The sequence below is a fragment of the Coprococcus sp. TM115-187 genome, from assembly GCF_027679115.1.
GTDB lineage: Bacteria > Bacillota > Clostridia > Lachnospirales > Lachnospiraceae > Allocoprococcus > Allocoprococcus comes.
In genome coordinates this window covers 1-23,882 of the sequence record NZ_JAQEKS010000014.1, presented here as the reverse complement: position 1 = coordinate 23,882, position 23,882 = coordinate 1, and the positions used below count along the sequence as shown (strand labels likewise).

22 protein-coding genes, 1 pseudogene and 1 riboswitch are annotated in these 23,882 nt (G+C 41.2%); of the genes and pseudogenes, 3 read left to right on the top strand and 20 right to left on the bottom strand.

Features of this window, described 5'->3' with window-relative positions; genetic code table 11:
* Positions 1-57: 57 nt before the first annotated feature.
* From asnS to PGW42_RS10270, 5 genes are all read right to left on the bottom strand, one after another.
* Positions 58-1,449, bottom strand: a complete 1,392-nt coding sequence (gene asnS / locus PGW42_RS10290) for an asparagine--tRNA ligase (protein ID WP_270203555.1) — start codon at positions 1,447-1,449, stop codon at positions 58-60.
* Between the two features lie 548 nt (positions 1,450-1,997).
* Positions 1,998-3,203, bottom strand: a complete 1,206-nt coding sequence (locus PGW42_RS10285) for a tyrosine-type recombinase/integrase (protein ID WP_009244191.1) — start codon at positions 3,201-3,203, stop codon at positions 1,998-2,000.
* A gap of 67 nt (positions 3,204-3,270) precedes the next feature.
* Positions 3,271-3,456 (bottom strand): helix-turn-helix domain-containing protein, encoded by a 186-nt coding sequence (locus tag PGW42_RS10280; protein WP_004844108.1) that lies wholly within the window; start codon positions 3,454-3,456, stop codon positions 3,271-3,273.
* Positions 3,449-4,567: a replication initiation factor domain-containing protein gene (locus PGW42_RS10275; protein ID WP_442872477.1), complete on the bottom strand. Its 1,119-nt coding sequence runs from the start codon at positions 4,565-4,567 to the stop codon at positions 3,449-3,451. The genes PGW42_RS10280 and PGW42_RS10275 overlap by 8 nt, the downstream gene beginning before the upstream one ends.
* A gap of 131 nt (positions 4,568-4,698) precedes the next feature.
* Positions 4,699-5,031, bottom strand: a complete 333-nt coding sequence (locus PGW42_RS10270; RefSeq protein ID WP_009244196.1) for a hypothetical protein — start codon at positions 5,029-5,031, stop codon at positions 4,699-4,701.
* A gap of 283 nt (positions 5,032-5,314) precedes the next feature.
* On the opposite strand from PGW42_RS10270, the gene PGW42_RS10265 reads away from it, so the two are divergent.
* Entirely contained in the window at positions 5,315-6,154 is an 840-nt protein-coding gene (locus PGW42_RS10265; protein WP_004844111.1) for a helix-turn-helix domain-containing protein, read from the top strand.
* 170 nt (positions 6,155-6,324) lie between these two features.
* On the opposite strand, the gene PGW42_RS10260 is transcribed toward PGW42_RS10265, so the two are convergent.
* From PGW42_RS10260 to PGW42_RS10190, 15 genes are all read right to left on the bottom strand, one after another.
* Positions 6,325-6,693 (bottom strand): hypothetical protein, encoded by a 369-nt coding sequence (locus PGW42_RS10260; protein ID WP_004844112.1) that lies wholly within the window; start codon positions 6,691-6,693, stop codon positions 6,325-6,327.
* Positions 6,686-7,819, bottom strand: a complete 1,134-nt coding sequence (locus PGW42_RS10255; RefSeq protein ID WP_004844113.1) for a hypothetical protein — start codon at positions 7,817-7,819, stop codon at positions 6,686-6,688. The genes PGW42_RS10260 and PGW42_RS10255 overlap by 8 nt, the downstream gene beginning before the upstream one ends.
* 406 nt (positions 7,820-8,225) lie before the next feature.
* On the bottom strand, positions 8,226-9,104 hold the full coding sequence (locus tag PGW42_RS10250) for an NAD(P)-dependent oxidoreductase (protein WP_270203556.1): 879 nt from the start codon (positions 9,102-9,104) through the stop codon (positions 8,226-8,228).
* An 11-nt stretch (positions 9,105-9,115) separates the two neighbouring features.
* On the bottom strand, positions 9,116-10,360 hold the full coding sequence (locus tag PGW42_RS10245) for a 3-isopropylmalate dehydratase large subunit (RefSeq protein WP_055157887.1): 1,245 nt from the start codon (positions 10,358-10,360) through the stop codon (positions 9,116-9,118).
* Positions 10,361-10,376: 16 nt separating this feature from the next.
* Complete coding sequence (locus tag PGW42_RS10240) at positions 10,377-10,868, bottom strand: LeuD/DmdB family oxidoreductase small subunit (RefSeq protein ID WP_008371705.1); 492 nt, start codon at positions 10,866-10,868, stop codon at positions 10,377-10,379.
* Between the two features lie 33 nt (positions 10,869-10,901).
* Positions 10,902-12,152: a 3-isopropylmalate dehydratase large subunit gene (locus PGW42_RS10235; protein ID WP_204575712.1), complete on the bottom strand. Its 1,251-nt coding sequence runs from the start codon at positions 12,150-12,152 to the stop codon at positions 10,902-10,904.
* A 3-nt stretch (positions 12,153-12,155) separates the two neighbouring features.
* The gene (locus PGW42_RS10230; RefSeq protein WP_117836168.1) at positions 12,156-12,638 is read right to left on the bottom strand and encodes a LeuD/DmdB family oxidoreductase small subunit; all 483 of its coding nucleotides are present in this window, start codon (positions 12,636-12,638) and stop codon (positions 12,156-12,158) included.
* A 106-nt stretch (positions 12,639-12,744) separates the two neighbouring features.
* On the bottom strand, positions 12,745-13,890 hold the full coding sequence (gene iadA / locus PGW42_RS10225; RefSeq protein WP_055157883.1) for a beta-aspartyl-peptidase: 1,146 nt from the start codon (positions 13,888-13,890) through the stop codon (positions 12,745-12,747).
* A gap of 118 nt (positions 13,891-14,008) precedes the next feature.
* Complete coding sequence (locus PGW42_RS10220) at positions 14,009-15,934, bottom strand: EAL domain-containing protein (RefSeq protein ID WP_270203557.1); 1,926 nt, start codon at positions 15,932-15,934, stop codon at positions 14,009-14,011.
* A gap of 19 nt (positions 15,935-15,953) precedes the next feature.
* Positions 15,954-17,603 carry a sensor domain-containing diguanylate cyclase gene (locus PGW42_RS10215; protein ID WP_270203558.1) on the bottom strand — a complete coding sequence of 550 codons (1,650 nt, stop codon included), beginning with the start codon at positions 17,601-17,603 and terminating at the stop codon, positions 15,954-15,956.
* A gap of 152 nt (positions 17,604-17,755) precedes the next feature.
* Positions 17,756-17,839, bottom strand: a riboswitch (cyclic di-GMP riboswitch).
* A gap of 65 nt (positions 17,840-17,904) precedes the next feature.
* Positions 17,905-18,723 (bottom strand): ATPase P, encoded by an 819-nt coding sequence (locus PGW42_RS10210; RefSeq protein WP_270203559.1) that lies wholly within the window; start codon positions 18,721-18,723, stop codon positions 17,905-17,907.
* Between the two features lie 60 nt (positions 18,724-18,783).
* The gene (locus tag PGW42_RS10205; protein WP_117558994.1) at positions 18,784-19,623 is read right to left on the bottom strand and encodes an NAD-dependent protein deacetylase, SIR2 family; all 840 of its coding nucleotides are present in this window, start codon (positions 19,621-19,623) and stop codon (positions 18,784-18,786) included.
* The gene (locus tag PGW42_RS10200; RefSeq protein ID WP_117824774.1) at positions 19,620-20,501 is read right to left on the bottom strand and encodes an NAD-dependent protein deacetylase; all 882 of its coding nucleotides are present in this window, start codon (positions 20,499-20,501) and stop codon (positions 19,620-19,622) included. Before PGW42_RS10200 ends, PGW42_RS10205 begins: the two co-directional genes overlap by 4 nt.
* A gap of 104 nt (positions 20,502-20,605) precedes the next feature.
* Positions 20,606-21,454: an NAD-dependent protein deacetylase, SIR2 family gene (locus tag PGW42_RS10195; RefSeq protein ID WP_117824775.1), complete on the bottom strand. Its 849-nt coding sequence runs from the start codon at positions 21,452-21,454 to the stop codon at positions 20,606-20,608.
* A 96-nt stretch (positions 21,455-21,550) separates the two neighbouring features.
* Positions 21,551-22,516 carry an NAD-dependent protein deacetylase gene (locus tag PGW42_RS10190; protein ID WP_118199556.1) on the bottom strand — a complete coding sequence of 322 codons (966 nt, stop codon included), beginning with the start codon at positions 22,514-22,516 and terminating at the stop codon, positions 21,551-21,553.
* A gap of 122 nt (positions 22,517-22,638) precedes the next feature.
* Here PGW42_RS10190 and PGW42_RS10185 point away from each other — a divergent pair, with 122 nt between their 5' ends.
* Positions 22,639-23,082: an Rrf2 family transcriptional regulator gene (locus PGW42_RS10185; RefSeq protein ID WP_117824777.1), complete on the top strand. Its 444-nt coding sequence runs from the start codon at positions 22,639-22,641 to the stop codon at positions 23,080-23,082.
* A 332-nt stretch (positions 23,083-23,414) separates the two neighbouring features.
* Positions 23,415-23,675 (top strand): annotated as a pseudogene (locus PGW42_RS16135) (transposase); the annotation flags it as partial.
* Between the last annotated feature and the right edge of the window lie 207 nt (positions 23,676-23,882).

Sequence of the window (23,882 nt, the reverse complement as noted above, 5' to 3'; positions counted from 1 at the left end):
CGGAAAACACACCCTTTTGATGCAGTTCCCGGTCCCCTTTTTCTTCATTCTTCTTTTTTACAGTTCGCAGTTATTCACAGTTCTTGGGAACGGAATTACGTCACGAATGTTGGACATTCCTGTAAGATACATTATGCATCTCTCAAATCCAAGTCCGAATCCTGCATGTCTTGTAGATCCGTACTTTCTCAGATCCAGATAGAATCCGTAATCTTCTTCCTTAAGTCCAAGCTCTTTCATTCTTGCAACAAGCTTATCGTAGTCGTCCTCTCTCTGGCTTCCTCCGATGATCTCACCGATTCCAGGAACCAGACAGTCAACTGCTGCTACGGTCTTGTTATCATCATTCATCTTCATGTAAAAAGCTTTGATCTCCTTCGGATAATCGGTAACGAATACCGGACGTTTGTAGATCTCTTCTGTCAGATAACGTTCATGCTCTGTCTGCAGATCTGCTCCCCATGATACTTTGTATTCAAATTTGTCATTGTGCTTTTCAAGGATTTCGATTGCTTCTGTGTAAGTAACTCTTGCGAAATCAGAATTTACAACGTTGTTCAGACGGTCGATCAGTCCTTTGTCTACGAAAGAATTGAAGAAATTCATCTCTTCCGGAGCGTTTTCCATCACGTAGCGGATAACATATTTCAGCATGTTTTCTGCAAGGATCATGTCATCTTCCAGATCTGCAAATGCGATTTCCGGCTCGATCATCCAGAACTCGGCCGCATGACGTGTGGTGTTGGAATTCTCCGCACGGAATGTCGGTCCGAATGTGTAAATGTTGCGGAATGCCTGTGCATAAGTTTCACCGTTCAGCTGTCCGCTTACGGTAAGGTTTGTCTCTTTTCCAAAGAAATCTTTGGAATAATCAACAGTTCCGTCTGCATTTTTCGGCACATTGTTCATATCCAGTGTTGTTACCTGGAACATTTCTCCTGCACCCTCGCAGTCACTTCCTGTGATCAGCGGTGTATGTACATATACAAATCCTCTCTCCTGAAAAAATTTGTGGATCGCATATGCGGTCAGGGAACGAACTCTGAATACTGCCTGGAAAGTATTAGTTCTCGGGCGGAGATGTGCGATACTTCTTAAATACTCAAAGCTGTGGCGCTTTTTCTGAAGCGGGTAATCCGGTGCAGACGCACCTTCTACTGTAACCTCTGTTGCCTGGATCTCAAATGGCTGCTTTGCCTGTGGTGTTGCGACAAGTATTCCTTTTACAATGATTGCCGCACCAACATTCAGCTTGGAAATTTCGCCAAAATTCTCCATATTATCATGATATACTACCTGAAGGTTTTCAAAGAAAGATCCATCATTTACAACGATAAATCCAAATGTCTTAGAATCACGGATACTGCGCACCCATCCCCCGATGGTCACTTCTTTATCCAGATATTCCTCTCTGTTCCTGTATAATTCTCTTACTGTTACCAAATCCATCTGTTCTGTTCCTCCGTATTACTCTCTTATATATTTCACATAACCCCAATGAGCCTTGTAAACATTGCCGACAGCTTCTGCTGCCATTTTCTACTTTTGCAATATGTCCAGTATACCATTAAACTACCGCAGTTGCAACGATGTAAAAAGAATCTGATTACATTTGAAAGTACTTTCGCAATGATTTTTTTATTGTACTCTAATCAATATTCCTTAATCGATAGTTCATTTTTCCTTAAGAAATTTTCTTTTTCTTTTATGATATAGACATATTTTGAACACAATTTATCTGTATACTAAGAGTCAGATAGTTGATAAACAACTATCTCCCCCCTCATAAAGTAAGCGCAATCGGGTTACCCCGATTGCCGCACTTTACTCTCATTCCTTTAGATAACTATAAAACAACGAAGCCCGTTAGCCCTTGTGGTTAGCGGGTTTTCGCTGTTCTGTACTTGTTGCAAAATCCGCTTCGGTCAAATCTCGGTCAAATAATTTTCTAAAGAAATGTTGCACCTTTTCTATTCTCTTTCTTATTCTTGTTCTGATTATATGATTTCCTTATACAAATTCTGTAATTTATCCATTTCCGATTTTGCTTTATCATCTGTGACGTGCGTATACAAATCCAGTGTGATTGCTATGGAATAATGTCCGAGGAATCCTTGTACTACCTTTGCGTCAATCCCGGCTTCAAAACAACGCGTTGCAAAAGTATGACGAAGTGCATGTGGATAAAAATGCGGAATCGGTATAAACACTGTCTTGTTTTTCTCTGCCTGCTTTTTTCGTTCCTTATTGATAGATTTTTCTATCCAGTCTAACGTCACTTGAAAGGTGTGTTCTGTAATCGGTTTTCCGTTCTTTCCAACAAACACAAGATTTTCAAATCCCTCTAATGGTTGCCATTCACTAGCTGACAACTGCATTTCTTTCAACTGAATCCACTGACGTTTTAAAGCCTTATACACACTGTCCTGCATGGGAATCGTCCGTATACTGTTCTTTGTCTTTGGTGTCTGGTACTTGAATACATACTTCTTTGTTTCCTTATCTTTGATATACACCAACGTTTTATTTACAGAAATTTCCCGTTTCCGAAAATCTACATCATCCCATGTAAGCCCAAGCAGTTCTCCGCCACGCATTCCCGTTCCGAGTGCTACCTGTATGAGATTCTCGTGTATTCTCTCCTTTGCGTGTTCCAATACTTCCCGTTGTTCTTTCACAGTCAGTACCCGTATCTGTTTTGTCTTTGTTTTGGGAACTTCCACTCCTGCACATGGGTTGAATGTAAGAATCCTGTTATGCACTGCATATTTGAACATAGCATTGAGAATATTATACACATCCCGTATAGTCTTTGTGCTGTAATCATCATCTGCCATATTCTGAAGCAGACGTTCCAAAATAATCGGATTAAAATCTGCCACACGTTGTTTTCCTATCTGCTTCTTTATGTAACGTCTGTAAAAATCATCATAACGTACTTGTGTACTCTCCTTGATAGTCCGCTTCTTATGGGTATTCAGCCAGATATCAAACCATGTATCCAGAGTGATATTATCGCCCTTTCCTTTCAACCCATGCTTGACTTCATAGCGTAAATCTTCCATTTCTTGAACTAACTTTTTTAAGTCCGCATTATCTTTTGTATACGTTTCTCCTTTGTAATAAAACCGCCCTCTGTAAATTCCGCTTTTTCTCTGCATAATTCCCGGCGGTAATGGATTTCCTTTTAAGTCCTTGCCCAATCTGCACGCTCCTTTCCGTGCAAGGACTATCAGAACTGGTCTGACAGTATTATATGCTTATTTGTGTTTATACTGCAATTACTTCATATTTATTTTTCAGATTATGCCCTTCGTTTTTCTTCAAAAACTGGTCTAAAACCTCAGAGCGTATAAGAATCTTATTTCCAATCCTTATGACCGGAATCTTCTGCCATGTAATCAGCTTTCGCAGATTATTTCTTCCAATTCCCGTATACTCTGACGCTTCATTCACTGTAAGGGCTTTCTTTGTCTGTATCGTTTTCTGTGTATGTTCTGTCAAAGATTCTCCTTTCTTCTTCCCTCAAAAGGAAAGATTTTTTATAGTCCTCATATATGCGTTGTTGTTCTTCGTTCATCTGCCCCCGTTCTATTAGCTGGCGGATATAATCTCTGTTATCCAGTTTTCCGATTTTATCCATTAGCTTTAAAGAGGGCGAAACTGCTACGTTCAGCCACTGCCATGTTCGTTCCAGTGTCTTTTTCTCTGGATTCATGGTCAACTTTATCTTCCCTACATCCTGCATGAGTTCTTCCCACGGGGGATAAGTAGGATAAAGCCGTTTTCTTGTAACCGTGCTGTTTTCCGGCTTCTGTAAAAACCGCACTTTCTCGTTTAATACAGACAACGCAATCCGTGCCACATCCCTGTCTTTCAGAAGTTCTTCTACTAATCTGACCGCTTTTTTGTGCCGGAATCGAAGTTCATATCTGTTCCAGTCCGGGTTGAGTTCTTTTCCGAACTTTTCTGCCTGTTCATATTCCTTTTCATAGAATGTAATCCGAAAATCACTGTGTTTACTGCCGAGATATAGTGTTTTTCCCTGCGCTTCTATTTCATCCTCTTTCAGTCTATCAGAACGATTCTCTGCTGTATCACGCAACTGACTAGATATCAGCCCCTCGTTTTTCAGACGAATCAATTCCGGGATAGACAGATAAGGCTTTGTATCGTCGATTGCCAAGTCTATCCTCGGAAAATTCACCGGGTATCTGCAAACTCTTTCCAGAAAATCAAACCATGTTTCCTTATTCATCATAAGGAAATTTTCATAATTCCTGCACCCCGAACCACTCATAAGAATCTGAAATCCCTCATACTGTGCATTTCCTGTCGGTTTCAGAATCTTGATATTGTCAAATCTTGCTATCAGTTCGTGTCCAGCAATTCCTTTTTCCTTACCATGCAGTTCCATAAAACTCAGTGGAATCCGCAAGATATCTTCTATGATTATGAACACGTCTACACCTTTGACAGTAATCTGACACCAGTCAATCAGTGCTGTCAAATCTTCTTTCTGACGAGTTACCCCCCTGTTAGTATAGGGGGGTTCTGAAATTTTCATTACCTCTGTTATCATCATCCCTGCCTTTCGTAGTATGCCGTGGCTTTCGCCACGTTCCCGGAACTTCTCTACTCCCTTTGCTCCTTTCACGCTGTACGGAGCAGTCCGCAGAGAATTTCCGGGAACAGTCTCTACACGTTTCCTTTTCCGGTAACAACACGGATACCCTTGCAGGAGATTCTGTCCACCAATACCGGGAAGTTTCCTCTCTGCACATAAGGGGCATATACCGCTTCTTCTAGTTCTACCACTGTGTAAGGCTCTACCTTTGGAAGTTCTGTTGCTTCCAGACGGATATCTACGCTGTTTCCAAGTTTCATGCTTCCGAGGTGAAGTTTCAATGCTTCCACTTCCTCGGTTTTCTTCCGGGTTTCCTTATCATACTTGTAGCAGTAGTCTGCTCCCATGTAACGGAGTTCCCCGAACGCTTCTCTGACCTGTTCTTTTGTCAATGTAATCTGCATGCTACATTTCTCCTTTTTTGAAATCATGGTGAATGAGTGTCTGGTAAGTGTGACAAGTCCTTTTCATATCCACGTCTATATTTATTTCATTACTTTTCTCCTTACCTCTTAACCTCATCATAGACCTGTTTTTTCTTCTTGTCAACAATTATTTTACTTTTTCCCTTACTTTTTATTTTTGTATTTCAAACGCTTAACTATATCTTTTTATAACTTATTATAATTTTACCCTTACATTTATCCTTATCTTGTGTTATGATGAAAACAGAAACGAGGTGTGCATATGTTTGTGAATAAAGAAGCAGTAGGAAAACGAATTTTACAGATACGCAAGAAATACGGTTACAGTATGCAGAAGTTTGGGGAAATCATAGATAATGCCCCGAAAGGCTCTGTAAACAGTTGGGAAAAGGGTGTGAATCTTCCCAATGAGAAACGCTTGAAGCAGATTGCCACGTTGGGCAATATGACGCTGAATGAACTTCTGTATGGTTCATTTAAAGAATATGTAGATATGCTTATCACAGAAAAACTGGGGATTGAACTGCCGGAAGAATTTACCAGAACTTTCTATTCTCTTTTAGAGCAGAACGGATTTACCTACGGGGATGATATCGAGATTGTCCGGCTTGTAAACGGCTTTCTGACTTATCATAACCTTACAACAAAAGAAACCGCCATTTTCTATCAGCCAACTGCATACTCCGGCGATTATTTTGACGGTATCATACAAAAAGCGGATTCTTCCGTTCTGGTCTGCCGGGCATATGCAGATAAGGCAAACAACACCTTACATATCATTCCGGCTTTTGAGAATGGACAGACTGAGGAAGTAGCAGACTTCTTTCATGCACTGAAAAGCATAACCGCTCCACACAACAACAATTATTTCACTTCCGGCTTTCTGACACTCGGACTGGCATTGAGAGATTCCAAAGTAATTATCTATGGAATTGATGAAAAACAGGGAACAGCACAGGTAATCCCTTACGAATATGATTGCGAATCAGACGCTTATATCCAGAATGAACATCTGTCATATACCAGACAGGATAGCTTTTTCCGAGAAGCCACGAAAGAAGCGGTCTATTGGAAAATGCAATCCGACAGAAGTAACCCATAAGATAAACAAGAGGACTTGCAAGGTTTGTGACCTTTCAAGTCCTCTTATGTATCATGATGGTATTGGCTGTGTCCGTTCCGTAAAGGACTGCCCTACGGCGTCTCGGCTTCGCCTTGTTCCTTTACCTCACTAATAATAATGTTCTGATAGCAGAACTCTTACTTATACTTTTATCTTACTATTCTTTCAATTTTTACCGTTTCACCATCAATATTATACTTAAAAAAATAAAATTTAATAACATTTCCTTCTGATACTTGTTCTAGATCACCTTTACACTTAGTACAATCTAAACTAACTTTTGTCGTATCAAAAAATAGACTACTTTCTTCCTTCTCATTTAGTTCTATTAAAAGTGTATCAAAAGTTTTCTCTACAACAACCCCACTCAAATGAAACCAATGAGAATTATCATCTCCACTAGAACGCAACTCCATATTTTGACGATTCTCCTTAAAAACATTTCCTTTTACGCCAAGCACAATTAATACTATTGCAAGCAAAAGTATGATTAACAAAATCAATCGTTTCTTATCCATTAAATGTAGTCCCCGATATGTCTGTCCAACTATCAAAATCAAAATTCAAATAACGTACTGTATCCCCCCATCCATCAAATACCATCAATGTATGTACTGTATTTCCAGAATTATATGCTCGCAAAGTTGCATATCCCTCTGCTGCCATTGAATGCCCCGCACGTTCTCCAGTATCACTGCTAATTATACCACAATGGACAACTGCTATATCTCCTCTATCAATGCAATTAGTGAAAAAATTATAATTGGGACTATAGTCAGTATTTTGTGTTACAGAAACATTCTTTCCAGCACAAAAGTCCACAAATCCAGGTCCAATATTGCCAATAGTTGTTGAACCATATGTTATTCCTCCACTCTCCGATGAAACTGTCGTTCCTGTTGAATCCCAAATATCCATATAATCACCTGCAATATCTGTATAATCAACAGCATTATAATATGCACCACATGCTAATAATGCACTAACTGCACATGCATAATGTCCTGTTACACTTTCTATATACGGCTCATTAAAGGAAATAAATTCTTGAAGATGATTTGTTGAAACAAGCGTGTAGTTTTCATAAACTTCATCAATATCTAGCAAAACCTCATCCCAAGTAGCTGGGTCTTTTCCCCTACTCTCATTCAAGGACAGTACTGTTTTTTCTAATGTTTCACCATAATTCGTTCTAATCTTTCCCAAATTATCAACAATACCATATTCAAACGGAGCTATTTTATATATTTCAGAGGTATTTGCTTTTTCACTAAATACATTTGCTTCACTTTGATAAATCACCTCATATGGATTTGCTGAATTATTACCAAATGAGTATTCTGATATCAAAGATTCACACGTAGTATCAAAAACTACATATCCATATGGTTTGTTTTCTAAATTGTAATTTACAATATATCCAATAGCTTGACCTGTTGTATCATAAAATTTTCTCGGATTATTAGCAACAATATTGCTATTTTCTCCTATTCCCTTTGCAAAACGTTCTGCCATCTGTATCGCCAAATCATCCGTAACATTTACAACAGAAGTATTCTCCGATGCATGGACAGGAACTATTGACATAATAGTCAATATAAAGATTGTCAAAAGTGAAGCAAATCGTTTAAAAATTTTTCTCATAAATATCCTTCCTCCTTAGATTATATATTTACTTTAATATTATATCTTATTCCCTATTTTGTCTATATTTTTTTTATGTTTATTTCAAATATTTCATTCTATTTTATTTTTATCAAACTATTTTCAAACAAATCCAAACAAAGAATCTCGGGGCAAATTTCGGTCAAATCAGGATAAATAAATATAACACTTTATATGTAAGTCAATTTTAAAAAAGCCTGTAATTCCGGGCTTTACAACACTTTGTAACACAATATAAACCAGTTCGATAATCCCTCATTCCTTTAGAAATTAAATAAAAGCACAAGAAAACCCGCTGGTCGAAAGATCAGCGGGTTTTCTCGTTACTGTTTATGAAACACAAAATATCAGGGAGCTGCAAAGCAGCTCCCTGAATCACATACGATTATTCTTCTACATCCTGCACATCATAATACTTGATCAGCGCCTGTGTCCCAAGCTCTCCAAGCCCTTCCTGTGCCAACTCTTCATAATTTGACAGTACCAGACTCAGCACCTCAAGACTCAGTCCGCTCATATTCGCCTCAGTCAGCGCAAGCTTCATATCCTTGATGAAATGCTTCATAAAGAATCCCGGTGCATAATCTCCGGCAATGATCTTCGGTCCGAAAACATCCAACTGTTTGCTTCCTGCTGCCCCGGTAGAGACCGAATCAAAAAGGACATTCAGATCCAGTCCTTTGGCCTGCGCATAGGAAAAGGCCTCACATACACCACTTAAGGCACCGGCGATCATAATCTGATTAGCAAGCTTTGCATGCTGTCCACATCCGGCTTTTCCCTGATAATTGATGTTTGTTCCCATTGCTTTGAAAAGCTCCATACAAGCTTCATAATCTTCTTTCTCGCCGCCGACAAGGATGGATAATGTAGCGTTTTTTGCTCCGGTATCCCCACCTGTTACAGGCGCATCCAGCACATGGAATCCTTTTTCTGTGCCCTCTTTTGAAATCTTTTCTGCAAGCATCGGGCTTGTAGTTGTCATATCGATCAGATAGGTTCCCGGATCTGCATTTTCCAGAATACCGCCTTCATCGAAGTAAACCTCTTCCACATCTCTCGGAAAACCAACGATGGTGATCACTGCATCACATCCAGGTACACATTCTTTGATAGATTCATGGAAAATTGCACCCTCGCTGATCACATCATCGACTTTCGCTTTTGTTCTTGCGTAAATATGCAGTTCATAACCTGTTTTCATAAGGTTGCGCACCATGGATTTTCCCATGATGCCAACACCGATAAATCCAATTTTTTTCATAGTGAACTCCTCTACTTTGGACTTACAATCTTTCCTGCCACCGCGCAGCTTGCCGCTGTTTTCGGAGATGCCAGATAAATCTCGACCTTAGAAGTTCCCATACGTCCAAGGAAGTTACGGTTGTTGGTTGCAACCACACGTTCTCCGTCTGACAGAATTCCTCCGGTACGTCCACAGCAAAGTCCGCAACCTGGATGGGTAATGATCGCACCTGCCTCAGATAAAGTCGTAAGGATTCCCATATCTGCTGCCTGTTTGTAGATCTTACGGCTCGCCGGAGTCACGATCAGTTTTACAAAATCCGCAACTTTTTTGCCCTTTAACACTTCTGCTGCTGCCTGAAGATCCTCCAGACGTCCGTTTGTGCAAGAGCCGATAAATACCTGATCGATCTCGGTTCCTTCTACCTCGGATACATTTCTGATTTTGTCAACCTGTGACGGAAGGGCCATAACCGGTACAAAGTCCTCTGCTTTATAAGTGATCGTTCTCATATAAGTTGCATCCGGATCACCAACCAGACTCTTCTGATAATCATTTAATTCAATATTGCAATACTCGGCAGTTTTCTCATCCGGTGTGAAAAGTGCGCATTTTGCTCCTGCTTCGATTGCCATGTTTGCCATTGTCATACGGCTTGCAACTGTCATATTTTCAATGGTGCTTCCGGCAAATTCAAGTGCTCTGTAAGTAGCACCGTCTGCTCTCAAATCACCAATCAGTCGTAAGATGATATCCTTTGACATGACATTTTCCGGAAGTTCACCATCGATCACAACTTTGATCGTCTCCGGCACCTTGATCCACATCGTTCCGGTTCCAAGGATACTTGCCATCTCGGTATAACCGATACCAGATGAAAATGCTCCAACACAACCATAAGTTGTGGTATGGCTGTCGGTTCCGAATGCGATATCACCCGGTTTAACATAGCCAGCCTCTGTCATCAGCTGATGGCAGATTCCGTCACTTCTGTGTACATGTGTAAGTCCGTATTTATCTGCAAATGCATCTCCGGTACGAAAATGTCTGGTATCATCCTGCTGACTTGCCGGAACCAGATGATCATAGATCAGAACAACCTTGTCCGGATCATGCAGTTTCGTAAATCCCATTTCTTCAAATTTTTCAGCCACAAAGGGGATGAAAATATCATGGATCATCACGCGGTCAACGTTAACCGTCACAATGTCTCCCGGCTTTACGGCTTTTCCTGTATTGTGTCTGATAATTTTTTCAATAATCGTCTCGCCCATTTTCTTCTCCTTCCGGTTAATCCAGTCCATTCAGCTTGCGCATGGCTTTTACCAGACCGCCAGCCTGAATAATGCTCATCAGATTCTCCGGCAGAGAAGCAATCGGATATTCCTTGCCATTATAATCCACATGCTCATTCATCACTACCGTGATCTCGTCGCCCTCTTTCATATCATCATAAAGATCCGGCTGTTCAATCAGAAGGAGTCCGTTGTTGATCGAATTACGGAAAAAGATCCTTGCAAATGATTTGGCGATCACACACTGCACACCCATTGCCTTGATGATCTCCGGTGCCTGTTCTCTTGACGAACCGCAACCAAAGTTCTTTCCTGCTACAATGATATCCCCCTTCTGGATCTGTCCGGCAAGTTCCGGACGAAGAGGAGAAAAGCCATACTGCTTCATATCATCGATTGTCTTGAGTGCAAGGTATTCAGTTGGAATGATGATATCGGTATCAATGTCATCTCCAAGAACCCATACACGTCCTGTAAATTTATCCATCTTATGTCACCTCGTCAAACGTAATTTCGTCTCTTACACATCACTTGCCAGTGCAATTTCTCCGGCAATGGCAGATGCTGTAACGGTTGCAGCCGATCCAAGATATACCTTGGAACTCGGATGTCCTGCACGTCCCTTAAAGTTGCGGGTTCCTGTACTGATCAGGACTTCATTTTCACCGATTACGCCCTGGCAGCTTCCCCAGCATACACTACAGTTCGGGTTCATCACGATCGCACCTGCATCCATGAAGATGTCGATCAGTCCTTCTTCCAGAGCCTGTCTGTAAATAGTCTGACTTGCCGGAACAACAAGGAATCTTACTTTTTCAGATACTTTCTTTCCTTTGATAACCTGTGCGCCTACACGGAGATCTTCGATACGTCCGTTGTTGCAGGATCCAAGGAATGCCTCATCAATCTTGATACCGCGCACGTCTTTTGCCGGCGCAAGATTGTCTACAAAATCCGGTTTTGCAACAACCGGCTCTACCTTGGATAAGTCAAATGTATATTCTCTTACATAATGCGCATCCGGATCGCTGTGATATACAGCCTTTGGCTCGCGTCCATGCTCTTTTAAATATTCCATTGCCACATCATCAACTTCAAAAATACCGGTCTTAGCTCCGGCTTCTACTGCCATATTGCAAAGTGCGATACGGTCACTGATTGTCAGAGTCTTCGCGCCCTCTCCGGTAAATTCCATCACCTGATAGTTACATCCGTTGGCTCCGACTTCACCGATGATGGTGAGGATCAGATCTCTCGCATATACACCTTCCGGCAGCTTTCCAACCAGGTTGAATTTCACAGTCTCCGGTACCATTACCCAGGAAGTTCCTGTTACCATACCGTAAAGGAAGTCTGTACATCCAACACCGGTTCCGAATGCACCAAGTGCACCGTAAGAACAGGTATGGCTGTCTGCACCAAAGATCAGTTCTCCCGGACGAACATAATTTTCCATCATAATCTGATGGCATACACCTTTCCCTTCCCAGAAATCAATGTGGTTTGCCTTTGCAAAATCACGCATCTTCTTCTGGGATGCGGCTGTCTTTGGACAGTCAGACGGTACGTTATGATCTACGATAAATACCAGCTTGTCTGTATCTGCAATATGTGGATTTTTTAATTTATTATTATACATATCAACGGTAAGATGTGTAGTTCCGTCATTACTCATCAGACGATCCAGTTCTACTGTATGGATGTCACCCGGCTTTACGCTTTCCACACCGGCTGCCGCTGCAATGATCTTTTCAGCAATTGTCATTCCCATCGTCTATTCCTCCTCACGGTTCAGAGACGCAATAAGTCCGCCCTGATTCAAAATATTCTGCATATATTCCGGCAGTTTTGTGCAGGAATAAACCTTTCCATTTGCCTCAGCGGTTCCTTCCAACATATGAAGCTCCATCTGATCTCCGGTCTTTACTTCATCCGGAAGGTCTTTACAGACAATAGCAGGAAGTCCGATATTAATAGCATTTCTATAAAAAATTCTTGCAAATGATTTTGCGATAACAGCTTTTACACCTAACGCTTTTAACACACCCGGAGCCTGCTCTCTGGAAGATCCACATCCAAAGTTCTCTCCTCCGACCACGAAATCTCCCGGTTTTACCTTCTGTGAAAAATCCGGATCCAGAGATTCAAATGCGTGGCTCTTCATCTCCTCAAGATTCGGCAGCAACAGATACTGGGATGCGATGATCTGGTCTGTATCCAGATCGTTATGAAATTTAAAAATAGTCCCTTTTTCCATAAAGCATATTCCTTTCTGTATACACATGATTCCTTTATTTTAAGGCTTTTCCGGCATTTCCGCAAGGGAATATTTTAACAGGCTAACGTTGTACTTTATTCAATTCCTATTTTTCATAGGTTCCCTTGCAAATGATTTTTTCTTTTTGCATAAAGATTTTTCCACCTGCAATATAACTGTCAAGCTTCAGGTCATTGTCCCACAAAAGCAGATCTGCATCGGCTCCTTTTTGTATTGTCCCTTTCTTACCCTGCAATCCCAGTGCCTCCGCTACATGTGATGTCATATATGGAAGTGCATCTTCCAGCTTCATATCAAGCTCATGTACCATATACAGAAGTTCTTCCCGCAGCGCATCTACTGAGGAAACACCGATTTCCAACAGGCTTCCGTCTTCTCTGTATTTTGACCAGCTTCCGTGTCCGTCGGAGCTGATGGTAATATGCTCTGTCGGGATTCCCTTTTCTTTTGCTTCTAAAATACATCCGCCCGGACAAAAGTCCTCACTGATGCCACAGGTGAGATCGATGTATCCACCCTTTTCAAGCAACTGATACCCCTCTTCCAGAAGACCTTTTCTGCGGTTCACATGAGTCGGACGGAAAATCTTGATCGGAATCATACTTTTTTCCAAAGCTTCAAACACCGGCGACAATCCAGCATCTGCATCTCCCATATGCAGCACCACGATTCCAGGTTTTCCGCTTAACATACCTGCCGTTCTGGTCTTGCTCGCAAGTTGGATCAGTTCACTTTCCGTCACATTCGGTGCCCGGTGATCTGAAATGGCAAGTTTCACGCCAAGTACTTTTTCAACAAACATAATATCCCGATCTACCTCTCCGGTAATAGTCGGACTTGGATATCCATATGCACCGGTAAGCATATACGCACTTACCCCTTCTTCGCATAAAGCCTGTACTTTTGCGTAAAGATTTTCAACACTCCTTGTAAGTCCGTCCGTTCCAAGAAGTCCTACAACCGTTGTAATTCCGCCTTTTACCAGTTCTGACAGCTGAAGTTCCGGTGTACGGGTATGAAAGCTTCCTTCCCCACCGCCTCCGGTAACATGAACATGCTGATCAATAAACCCCGGTGTAAGAATTCTTTCCTCTGCATCAATAACTTCACATGCGATTGGAAAATCCTCGATCTTATCTTCCATACATTCAATTTTTCCCCCACATACTAAAAGATCCTTTTTTCCAACATACTCCGGTGCATAAACTTTTGCATTTTTAATAAGTAACATTTCTTTCCTCCTCTTTATGACATTCTTTTATTTTCATACATTAATTTGTCTGCCTGATGAATTACCTCCGCAATCGGATGTCCTCATGTGTATCTACTATCTCCCTTCCCTCTTAATTTTATCTTTCTATATTATCCTGCTTCTTCAGCAATTCCAAAAGCTCTTTTTCAGGAAGCGGCTTGGAAAAATAATAGCCCTGGATCATATCGACTCCCCAGCTACTGATCTGTTCCATTTCTTCCTGTGTTTCCACTCCTTCGGAAACGATATGATAATTCATTTTATGAAATGTTTCTACAACGCTTTCATAGAAAATTGCCCGTTTCTCATCCCTGCAGATATCAAAAAGCAGAGATCTGTCAACCTTGATCACAGAAAACGGAAGCCTCATTACCGTATTCAGATTCGCATATCCGGAACCAAAATCATCCAGACACAAACCAATGCCAGCGTCCGTAAATTCCTCCGCAACTCTTCTTAGACCCGCATTGCATTCAGTCGCAACCGTTTCCGTGATTTCAAACTGTATCCAGTTATGTGGAATCTTATAAGCATCCATAATCCGGATAAAATGTCTGCTACAGTCATTTCTCATCAGATCCAGAGAAGACAGGTTCACTTTTACATTCAGAAGATGCCTCATCAGGTATCGGTTTTCTCCTAAAAATCTGCAGACACGACTAAACTGTAGATCTGTGATCTGTTCGATCATATGATTTTTTTCTGCAATCTGAATAAATACATCTGGTGCGATCCAGCCAAGCTCCGGATGTTGAAGGCGACTTAGCGCTTCCAGTGTGATAAAGCATTTTTTCTGTGTAGAGTAAACCGGCTGATAGTATATCTCGAACAGATCCTCTGTAATCGCCTTATGCAAATACTGTTCTACCCGTTTATTATAAAGGAAACCATTCATCGTCTGAAAATCATCCTGTATCACCTCTGTCAGACCATTTTTCGCAGATAAGGCTTCCAGATATTCAGCATATTCTAGAATAAGCCCACTGTCTCCGAGTTTCTGCGCATTCATGATCCCGCTTATGATCACAGGCATCGTAATAATTTTATTGTTGACATTCAGCTTACTGTTTCCATCAAACATTCTCTTCAGCTGCGTAAGATAATATTCATATTCTTCAAGTGAACCGGTGAGTATCATAAAACTCTTTCCCGTTGTACGAAATGCTTTTTTCCCGCACATCTCACCAAGTTTTCTTGCTGTCAGCTTTAAGATTGAATTACCTCCCTGTACCCCTGCGATTTTATTAATGTGCTTCAATTGATAAAGATACACCGTAATAATGTGAAATGATTTTCCCGCACTGATCAGCTCATTGCTTTTTCTGACCAGATACAGATGATTATATAATCCGGTAAGTGTATCGATATTTGCATGAGGATTATTGATCGTAATAAATAGTGCCAGAATTCCCAGACTCATACCAAACCCTGTTGTAAGAAGCGGATGATATAAAAGCTGGATCACCACTCCCGCACCGGATATCAACAGGATTTCCAGCAGGACCTTCACTTTTCGATAGCCCAGTTTTTTCCGCCATATGACAATAAGGATCAAGGCTGCTGCCATATGACAAAGTGCACTGTAATACATCAGCATATACCATGGACCTTTCATATAGCCTGCCGGTATATCAAAATAAAACAGCTTTTCCGTGAACGGGTTTGTCAGAATCATCCCCATCAGAATGAATGTCGGCACACCTGATAAAAACATCTTTTTTGCCGAAATGATCTTATTATCATGTAATGTCTGAATATAACAGATCACCGTAAACGGCAGCAATGCCTGAAGCAGATAAAAGATCGTTGTTGCAAGCATTGCAGCAATTTCACAATTACTATCTGGAAAAGAAATATAATAATTACTGGCAAGTTCCGCAACCACATCTAAAATACCGATGATGGCAAAGAAAAGGAATACCTGATTATTCAGATCCTCTGCTCTTTTCTGTCCCAGAAAATACCATAAAACCAGCAACAATATAACCATTGCCGCAATAAGAAAATCTATATTATAAGTCATATTTATCCTCCGCCGGTTTTTATTTATTTGAACAAAGCATATCGTCTGCCTGCTGTTTCCAGTCACTGAACGAAAGAAGACTACCATTCTTTTTTCTCAGATAACTATACCCGAACTTCAGCCGCACAGGCTGTCTGTTTCCACATTCTTCTTTCATCTCTTCTTTTATAAAATGCTCCCATTCTTCCGGTGTCTTTTGCGGGTTTTTTACGATAATCGCAAACTCACCACCATCAACACGAAAACTTACTGCCTGCTGTTCCAGAACACTTCTTTCTGCACTCTGGATGCTTCTTGCCGTTCGGATAACCGTTTCATCACCCATCTGTCTTCCAGACATATCATTAATCTTCTTCAGTTCTGCAATTTTCACAAACAACAATAATACATTTTCAAGTAAAATCGCACCCTCCTGGATCTCTTCAAGATACATCTCAAATGATTTCCGGTTTTTCATATCTGTCATCCGGTCTTCCAAGGACATTCTCCTATAAACCTCCTGTTCCAGGCAAAACTGAATGTTGTTGGATACTTTACAAAGCAATCCCCAAAATAAAACAGCAATATAAAGAAGAATGCCAAACTGGAAAATAGATTCATACCAGTAAATGGATAATACCCAGTACAGTACCAGTGCGATTACACCGCTTATCCCTAATACACCAAATGCCTTTAGACAGAGATTTACTTCCTTCTCCTGCGTTTTCCGATACTCTTTCCACAAAAGAAGAATCATAGACACAACCCCCGTAAATAATAAAAGATGTGTGATAAATAACATGTCTATAAAAGGAATCCTAAACAGAAAATACAAGAATCCCTGTAAAACAGCATTTGCATAAAGAAGAAAAATCCAAACCTGCGGTATCCATCTTACACTTTCACTTACTGTATTTTGTATAAATAGCAGCATAGGAACAGACATCGTCATAAACGCATAAAAGGATACCAACGTTCCTGCTGCACTCTGACTGCCATACATCTGGTAAATTCCTGAATCCAGAATACACCACAAACTGCATAAAAGCAAAAACAATGCTACATTTAAAAATCTCTTTTCTACAATCTGCCTGTATCTGGTATAGAAAAAGACAATCACCGAAACGATACCGAGACCGGTCATTCCCAAAACTACCAGTATCGAAAAAATCGATCCTAGCAGATGCTGCCTAAAAATAAAACAAAACTCTCCGATCATCGGGGCATACACATATAGTCTGGCATTCTTTTTAGTTTCATAGCTGATTGATAACACTTCCTGCCCGATTTTCTCCGGCAAAGAAATATCTGCCCATATTTTCCCTTTCATCTGCCTGTTTTTTTCAAATCTGTTATCCTTATATTGGTAGAGAAGCCGGTCTCCTATGCAGACTTCCAGCTGATCCTGTATTCCTCGGATCGACAAGATTTTTCCCTTATCAGCCTCTGATAACATATCATTGTAAAGAATGATCTGCCCATCTTTATCCGCTGTAACAAAACACGGCAATTTGAGCTCCGTCTTTTTCCCATCCTTCAGCTGATACCATCCATTGCTGAAGGTGTACAACTCGCCCCTTTCCGACTCCGTACCCGGCTGATACAGTATTCTGACAAAAATAAGCAACAATGTCACAATGAGCAAAATGCAGAATGCTTCAAATTTTTTCCATTTCTTTCCTTTTTTCATTTCCCTCATCTCCTATGCATTCTGCCGGAAGCTTTTCTACATAGAAAATGTAATTTCCTATGAAACAAAAAAGTCACCTGCGTTATACAGGTGACTAAAATTTAAGCCGAATAACTTTTTTCACTTACTCTATTAACCTATTCGCATCTTCTTATTGCAACCGGCTGACATAGCGTACTGCCTTAGTCCCTTTGGCTTTGCGTCACAGTTTTTCAACAGCTTTGCCCCTATAAACATAATTCAAGTATAGCATATTCAAGATGACGAAACAATATTTTAATTATTATAATAATCTATAGTTTTACACATAATCCATAACAAGAAACATCGGTTTAATTGCTACGATTTCATCATATTCTTCTTTCTCGACCACTACATCCGAATTCAATGCTTTCAAATCGCTTTTCAAAACCTGTAATGCTTCAGGAATTGTTTTTGCCCGTTCTTCTCTCATGATCTCCTGCATTCTCTGTAGCACAATTGGATGAGCATAATGAGCAGGTATTGGAAATTCCGGATACTTTCTGATATATTCTTCCATCTGCTCAATGGCTCCCGAAAGCTGATTTTCAATATATTTTCTGTTATTTTTTGATGTAGGAAGCACATTCGCACCGGCAAAAAGAAAGATTGCCGCAAGACCAAACAATAAAAAATACATTCCAAATCCTGCATGTGTCGTTAATGCATAAATGCCATAAACAAATGCTGCCGCACCCATGATCACAATTGCAAGTGCCACCCACTTATAAGTGGGATTACTTCTGTCATAGGTTCTTTTTTTCTTTGCTGCCAGACTCAGATTCATATATAAATCCGACTGGTTCTTCAAATATTTCTCTGCCTGCTCGAGTTTTGAAAGATTAACCTTTGTCTCTTCAGAAACTTTTTTCTCACGTTTCTTTTCTTCCAGCCATCTTTTTTTCTCTGCAAGTTTTTGTTCTGCTGCCAGACTGTGTACCGGTATGTCCGGAAATTCTTCTTCTATATAAGACAGGAGCCTGTCTACATCTTCTTCGTGTTTAAAATTACACTGTTTTTCTTTTCCATTTTCATAAACAACCACAAGGTAGGATAAGGTTCCGAATACTCCTTTTCCTGTAAAGCCGCCTTTACTCATCGCAATTCTTTTGAAAATCCTTTGAATTGAAGAAATCGGTATGTAATACTTTCTTTTTCATTACATATTCTCCTTAAGCTCATGTAGAAAGAGGGATAAATCTTCACATACCGCTAGACTCTTTCCTTTTAGATGTTCTGGCGAACTCTCTTTCGCAAGATTCACTGTCACCAGAAATGTTTCTGGAAATTTGTCGGCCATCTTCCAAAAGGGAAGTTTAATCACGCTGGGCGTCATATCGCCTACTCCTAATTCCAGCAGGAGCAGCTTTTTATCCTGATTTTTACGGACAAAATTCTCATATCTTCGATATGCGATTTTCCATGCTTCGCCCTGTAAAAATGTACTGTCCTGCACCCACGGAACCATTTTCCAGCCGCAGACAGGACAGCGGGGAATCAGTTCTGACGGAACTTCCAGGCCGTTCATGCTCTTTAACATATCCTCGACCAGTCCGTGATTTTCATACAGTTTGTCATGGCATGGCTGGCTGCACTGAAAATAGCGGAAGTCCCCCTGGAACTGGCAAGTTCTTTCCTCCGGGAAAACCTTTGGAACCTGAATATCACAATTTGTCGTCAAAATAAAATATTCCTTTTCTCTCAAAATCTCCAGAAGGTCAATGTACGGCTGACCCACAGGTGCTTCTTCCATAAATCTTATATAGCGTGAGTAAAAACCCCACTGCTGTTCCGGCTTTGAGTAAACGTAATAGAACCCCTGAAAAAGACTTTGAATTCCATAGGCTTTCTCAAAATCATGGAAGTTTTCTTCAAATACGGTATTATGATGATAATGATTATAGCCAGCCGCGCTGGACAGCCCGGAGCCTGCTCCTACAAGCACTGCATCCGCCTGCCGGAGCAATTCTGTCGTGGTTCTGATGCTCTCTGCTCTCATTTCATTTCCCCACTCAAAATCTTTCTGGTGTCAGTCAATACCTTTGCAATATCTTCCCGGATTGCCATCCCCTTATTTTTTAGTTCATCCGGCACAATGGCATCCCGCGGATTGATGGTGATATAGAAGGCGCCCGGCCATGTGTAAGTGAGGTTCCAAAATGGCTCTTGAATGAACATCGGCGTCATACGACCCACACCGAGCTCCAGAAACAAAACCTTTTTATGCATATTCTTTTTCAGGAACGTATTGAGTTTGTTGTGTTCTTCATGGTACTTTTTGCCCTCCAGAAACACCCATGAACGTACCCATGGTTCCATTTCCGCGCCGCACTTCGGGCAGCGAGGAATCATATCCGTAGGAACCCGCAGGTCAGGACCAATGGCGTCATTCAGCTTATGTAGTGTTTCCACAGAATCATAAAGCTCGTCATGACACCGACGACTGCACTGGAAATACCGCCAGTCTCCCTGAATCGCGCTGATTTTTTCCTCCGAGAATATACGGCTAAACTGTGTATCCTGATTGGTCGTCAGGATATAATAGTTTTTATCTTTCAAAATTTCAGACAGATCATAATAGGGCTGTCCGGTCCTGGCGTCCAGGATCATGCACAGGTTCCGGGCAATGAATGCCCACCGTTCCTCGCTGGTACGGTAGTGATAATAGAACCCATCAAAGGAATTGTGGTAGCCATATTTTTTTTCAAAATCACCTAAATTCTCTACAAAGTCCTTATCCCGTTCATAGTAGTGCCGGTAGCCTGCGGCAGCTGACATTCCCGAGGCTGCTCCCACAACAATGGCAGCAGCCTCTTTGATGTGTTCGGCAAACAGTTTTACCTGTTCTTCATAGCTTTTACTTTTTGTCGTTATCATCTTTAAAATGCTCCTTTTTCTGTATTTTCAGTTTTGATTTATGGCGGACAAAAGATTGCAATTGCCTTTTACATGCACATCACCATTCGCATTAAGTTGCAAGTTCACACTGCACTAACAAAAGACTCTGCCTCTTTTTTCAAAGCAGCAAGCGTTTCGTCCAGATATCCGTTCACTCCAAAAGATTTCTCCTTAATATCTTCCGTAATGTACACTTCTCCGAGATTGATCGTTATATAGGCTGCGTTCGGCTCTTGAGCCGTCAACCGCATAAGGGGAGCTTTGATCAGCTGATTTCTCCATCCGATCCCCAGTTCCAGGATCACAAGGTTTTTCCCTTGATATTTCTTCAGGAAAGTATCCAGACGTTCCTTTTCCGCTGTCGGCTGGATAAAATTGGGCCCGATCATATGAATCTTCATGGGACCTCCGCACTCCGGGCAGCGGGGAACCAGCTCTAATGGGATTTTCCCGTCCTGCTCCTCTGACGCCATCTTCTCCGCAAGATCCAGCACAGGATACAGCTTCTGATGACATCCGGACGCACACTGCATAGTCAACCAGTTCCCTTCTATCTCATAGATTTTCTCTGGATCAAAACCACACATCTCAAAATGGCACTCTCCGTTGGATGTAACCACAAAATAATCTTTCTCTCCTATGATCGCTTTCAGGTCTGACATCACTTTACTCTCTTTATATTCACCGCAGTAATGATTGATCAGCCTGCTCCAAAATCCCCATTTTTCTTCTTCTGCAGGCCACTGTGCGCTCATGCCGTGCAGGATACATGTCAACCCATATTTCTTTTTCAGATCGCCGAATAATTCCCGGAACGCCTGATCATCCGCAAAAAGATGCAGTCCTTCCGTAATGGAAAGTCCATTGCTCGCTCCGATCAGGATGGCATCCGCTCTTTTTATTTTTTCCGCAATTTTTTTCAGATCACTCATACTGTCTACTCCTTCTTTTCACTTCTCATATCGAAATTTTTTGTTCATCTGTATTGCTTCACTGCTTCTTTCAAACTTACAAGCATTTCCTTCAGGTCATCTTCCAGCTAATTTCACAGCATCCCTTAAGACTTTTGCAATATCCCCCACAATCGTCATCCCCTTGTCCTCAATCTGCTGAGGCAGGAAATCATATTTATTATTCACAGCAATATACCGTGCATGAGGAAGGGAAAGTGTCAGGTTCCAGAAAGGTTCCTGAATAAACATCGGTGTCATCCTTCCCACCCCAAGCTCTAAGAACACTATCTTCCTGTCCTTGTTTTTCAAAATATAATCGGATATTTTCTGATATTCTCCCTCATATTTCTTACCCTGAAGAAAATTGCCGTATCCCCGCACCCACGGGAACGCCTCACCGCCGCAGTGAGGACATCGTGGAATCATCTCAGATGGCACATAGGTGTCATTTCCCATTGCACGAATCATCTCTTTCACCGGTTCCACGGCATCCCATGTATCATCCGTGCAACACTTCGCGCACTGTAAAAACCGATGGTCTCCCTGGATCTCGCTGACTTTTTCCTTCGGATAAAGTTTTATGAACTGGGTATCCTGATTGGTCGTCAAAATGAAGAAATCTTTTTCCGCAAGTAGCCTGTCCAAATCCAGATAAGGCTCCCGTACCGGTGCGTTCTGCGTTGTGTTTAAGAAGGTCGCCACATATCCCCAGTGTTCCTCTCGGGTCGGGAATGGGTATTGCATTCCAGCAAACGCGCCATGAAATCCGTACTTTTCTGCAAACCTTCCAAAATACTTCCGATAGGAAGCATTATCTTCATAGTAAAAATCTCCGCCGCCTGCCGCTGACAGCCCGGACGCACCGCCAACGACGATACAGTCAGCCTCATTTAGCTCCTGCACCAGGCGGCTGATCTGTTCCGAGTACGGCAGCGGCTTTTTCTTCGTGAGTATATATGGCGTCTTTCCGGACGCATACATTCCATAATATTTTGAAAAATTCGTCTGTGTCTGCATTACAAGTTCTTCATAAAACGTCATTTCCTGTCTTCCTTTCGTATTTACTGTAAATTTTATTTTAACATCAATTCTTACTCTATCATGGGGTTGCCTTTCTGTCAATATGTTGTTATAATTAAATTAACATCTAGGAGGGATTATTTATGAAATATTCAACAAAACTCAGTGATGCGGTTCACATCCTTGCATTTATCGTACTGAACCCCAATGGTTCCCTGACCAGTGACAGTATTGCGGAAAGCGTACACACCAATCCCGGCTGTGTGCGCCAGCTTATGTCCAGTCTGCGCCGAGCCGGTCTCATCTCCAGTGTCAAAGGTCATCCAAAACCATCACTTACCAAAGAGCTTTCGACGATTACATTGTTGGATATCTACAGAGCGGTAGAAGGAGAAAAGCCTCTGCTTCATCTGGATACTCATACTAATCCGGAATGCGGTGTTGGCATCTATATTCAGTTGTCTCTTCAGGATTTTTTTGACCAAATCCAGGAAAAAGCAGAAGAAGAAATGAAGTCTATCACTCTACAGGACATCCTTGACCGATATCAGAAAAAAACCGTCCATCTGAGCAAAATTTCTTTCTGATCGGGGATTGAATATATGATGTGCCAGAACTGCATACAGCATATAAACTGACAAAATACCGAAGTGCCAAATCCCAAACTGGAAGAAGTGCTCCAATTACTGGAAAAATTGATTATTTAAGAAGATTAGGGTGCCAAAAGGTTTAATACTTACGCAGATAATCAGTTTATGAAAGATTATCTCAATAGGAACAAACAATTTTCTGACGGTTCCTTTATTGTTGCTGATGGGGCATACAGTGGAGAAAAGAACTCACATTTAGCATCTGAGCATAACCTAAGGCTTGTTACAACTAATTTTACAGGACGTAAGCCACATGCGAATGTGAAAACTGTCCATACAAAAAACGCTGTAATCCACGATTTTTGAAAACACGGGTACGAAAAGAGTTATCCTGGAAATCTGTTGGAAGAGCAGAACAATTGCAATACATGAAAACAGAAAATTTCTCTGAGTATGCAGGGTTTAGAAATGGAGTTGAGGCAATTCCCGCTCTTCTTCGTCGAAGATATCATGTGGACAAGATACCTGTGAACGGAAAAAAACGCACTCGATTATTCTTCGGATTTAAAATAGCAGCATTAGATTTTTAAAAGCTATTAGATTATACCAATAGCTTAGATTTGTATACTCCCCATAAACGATAGGTTCAAAATCATATTTTTTACCAGTTCGTGTTAAATTTTCAAGGGTACAAACAAAATCAAATATTAAAATGGTGCTTTTGACATTCTAATCCTATAATCGAGTAGGAGGCGGTGACTAACCGCCGTCCTCTCACACCACCGTGCGTACCGTTC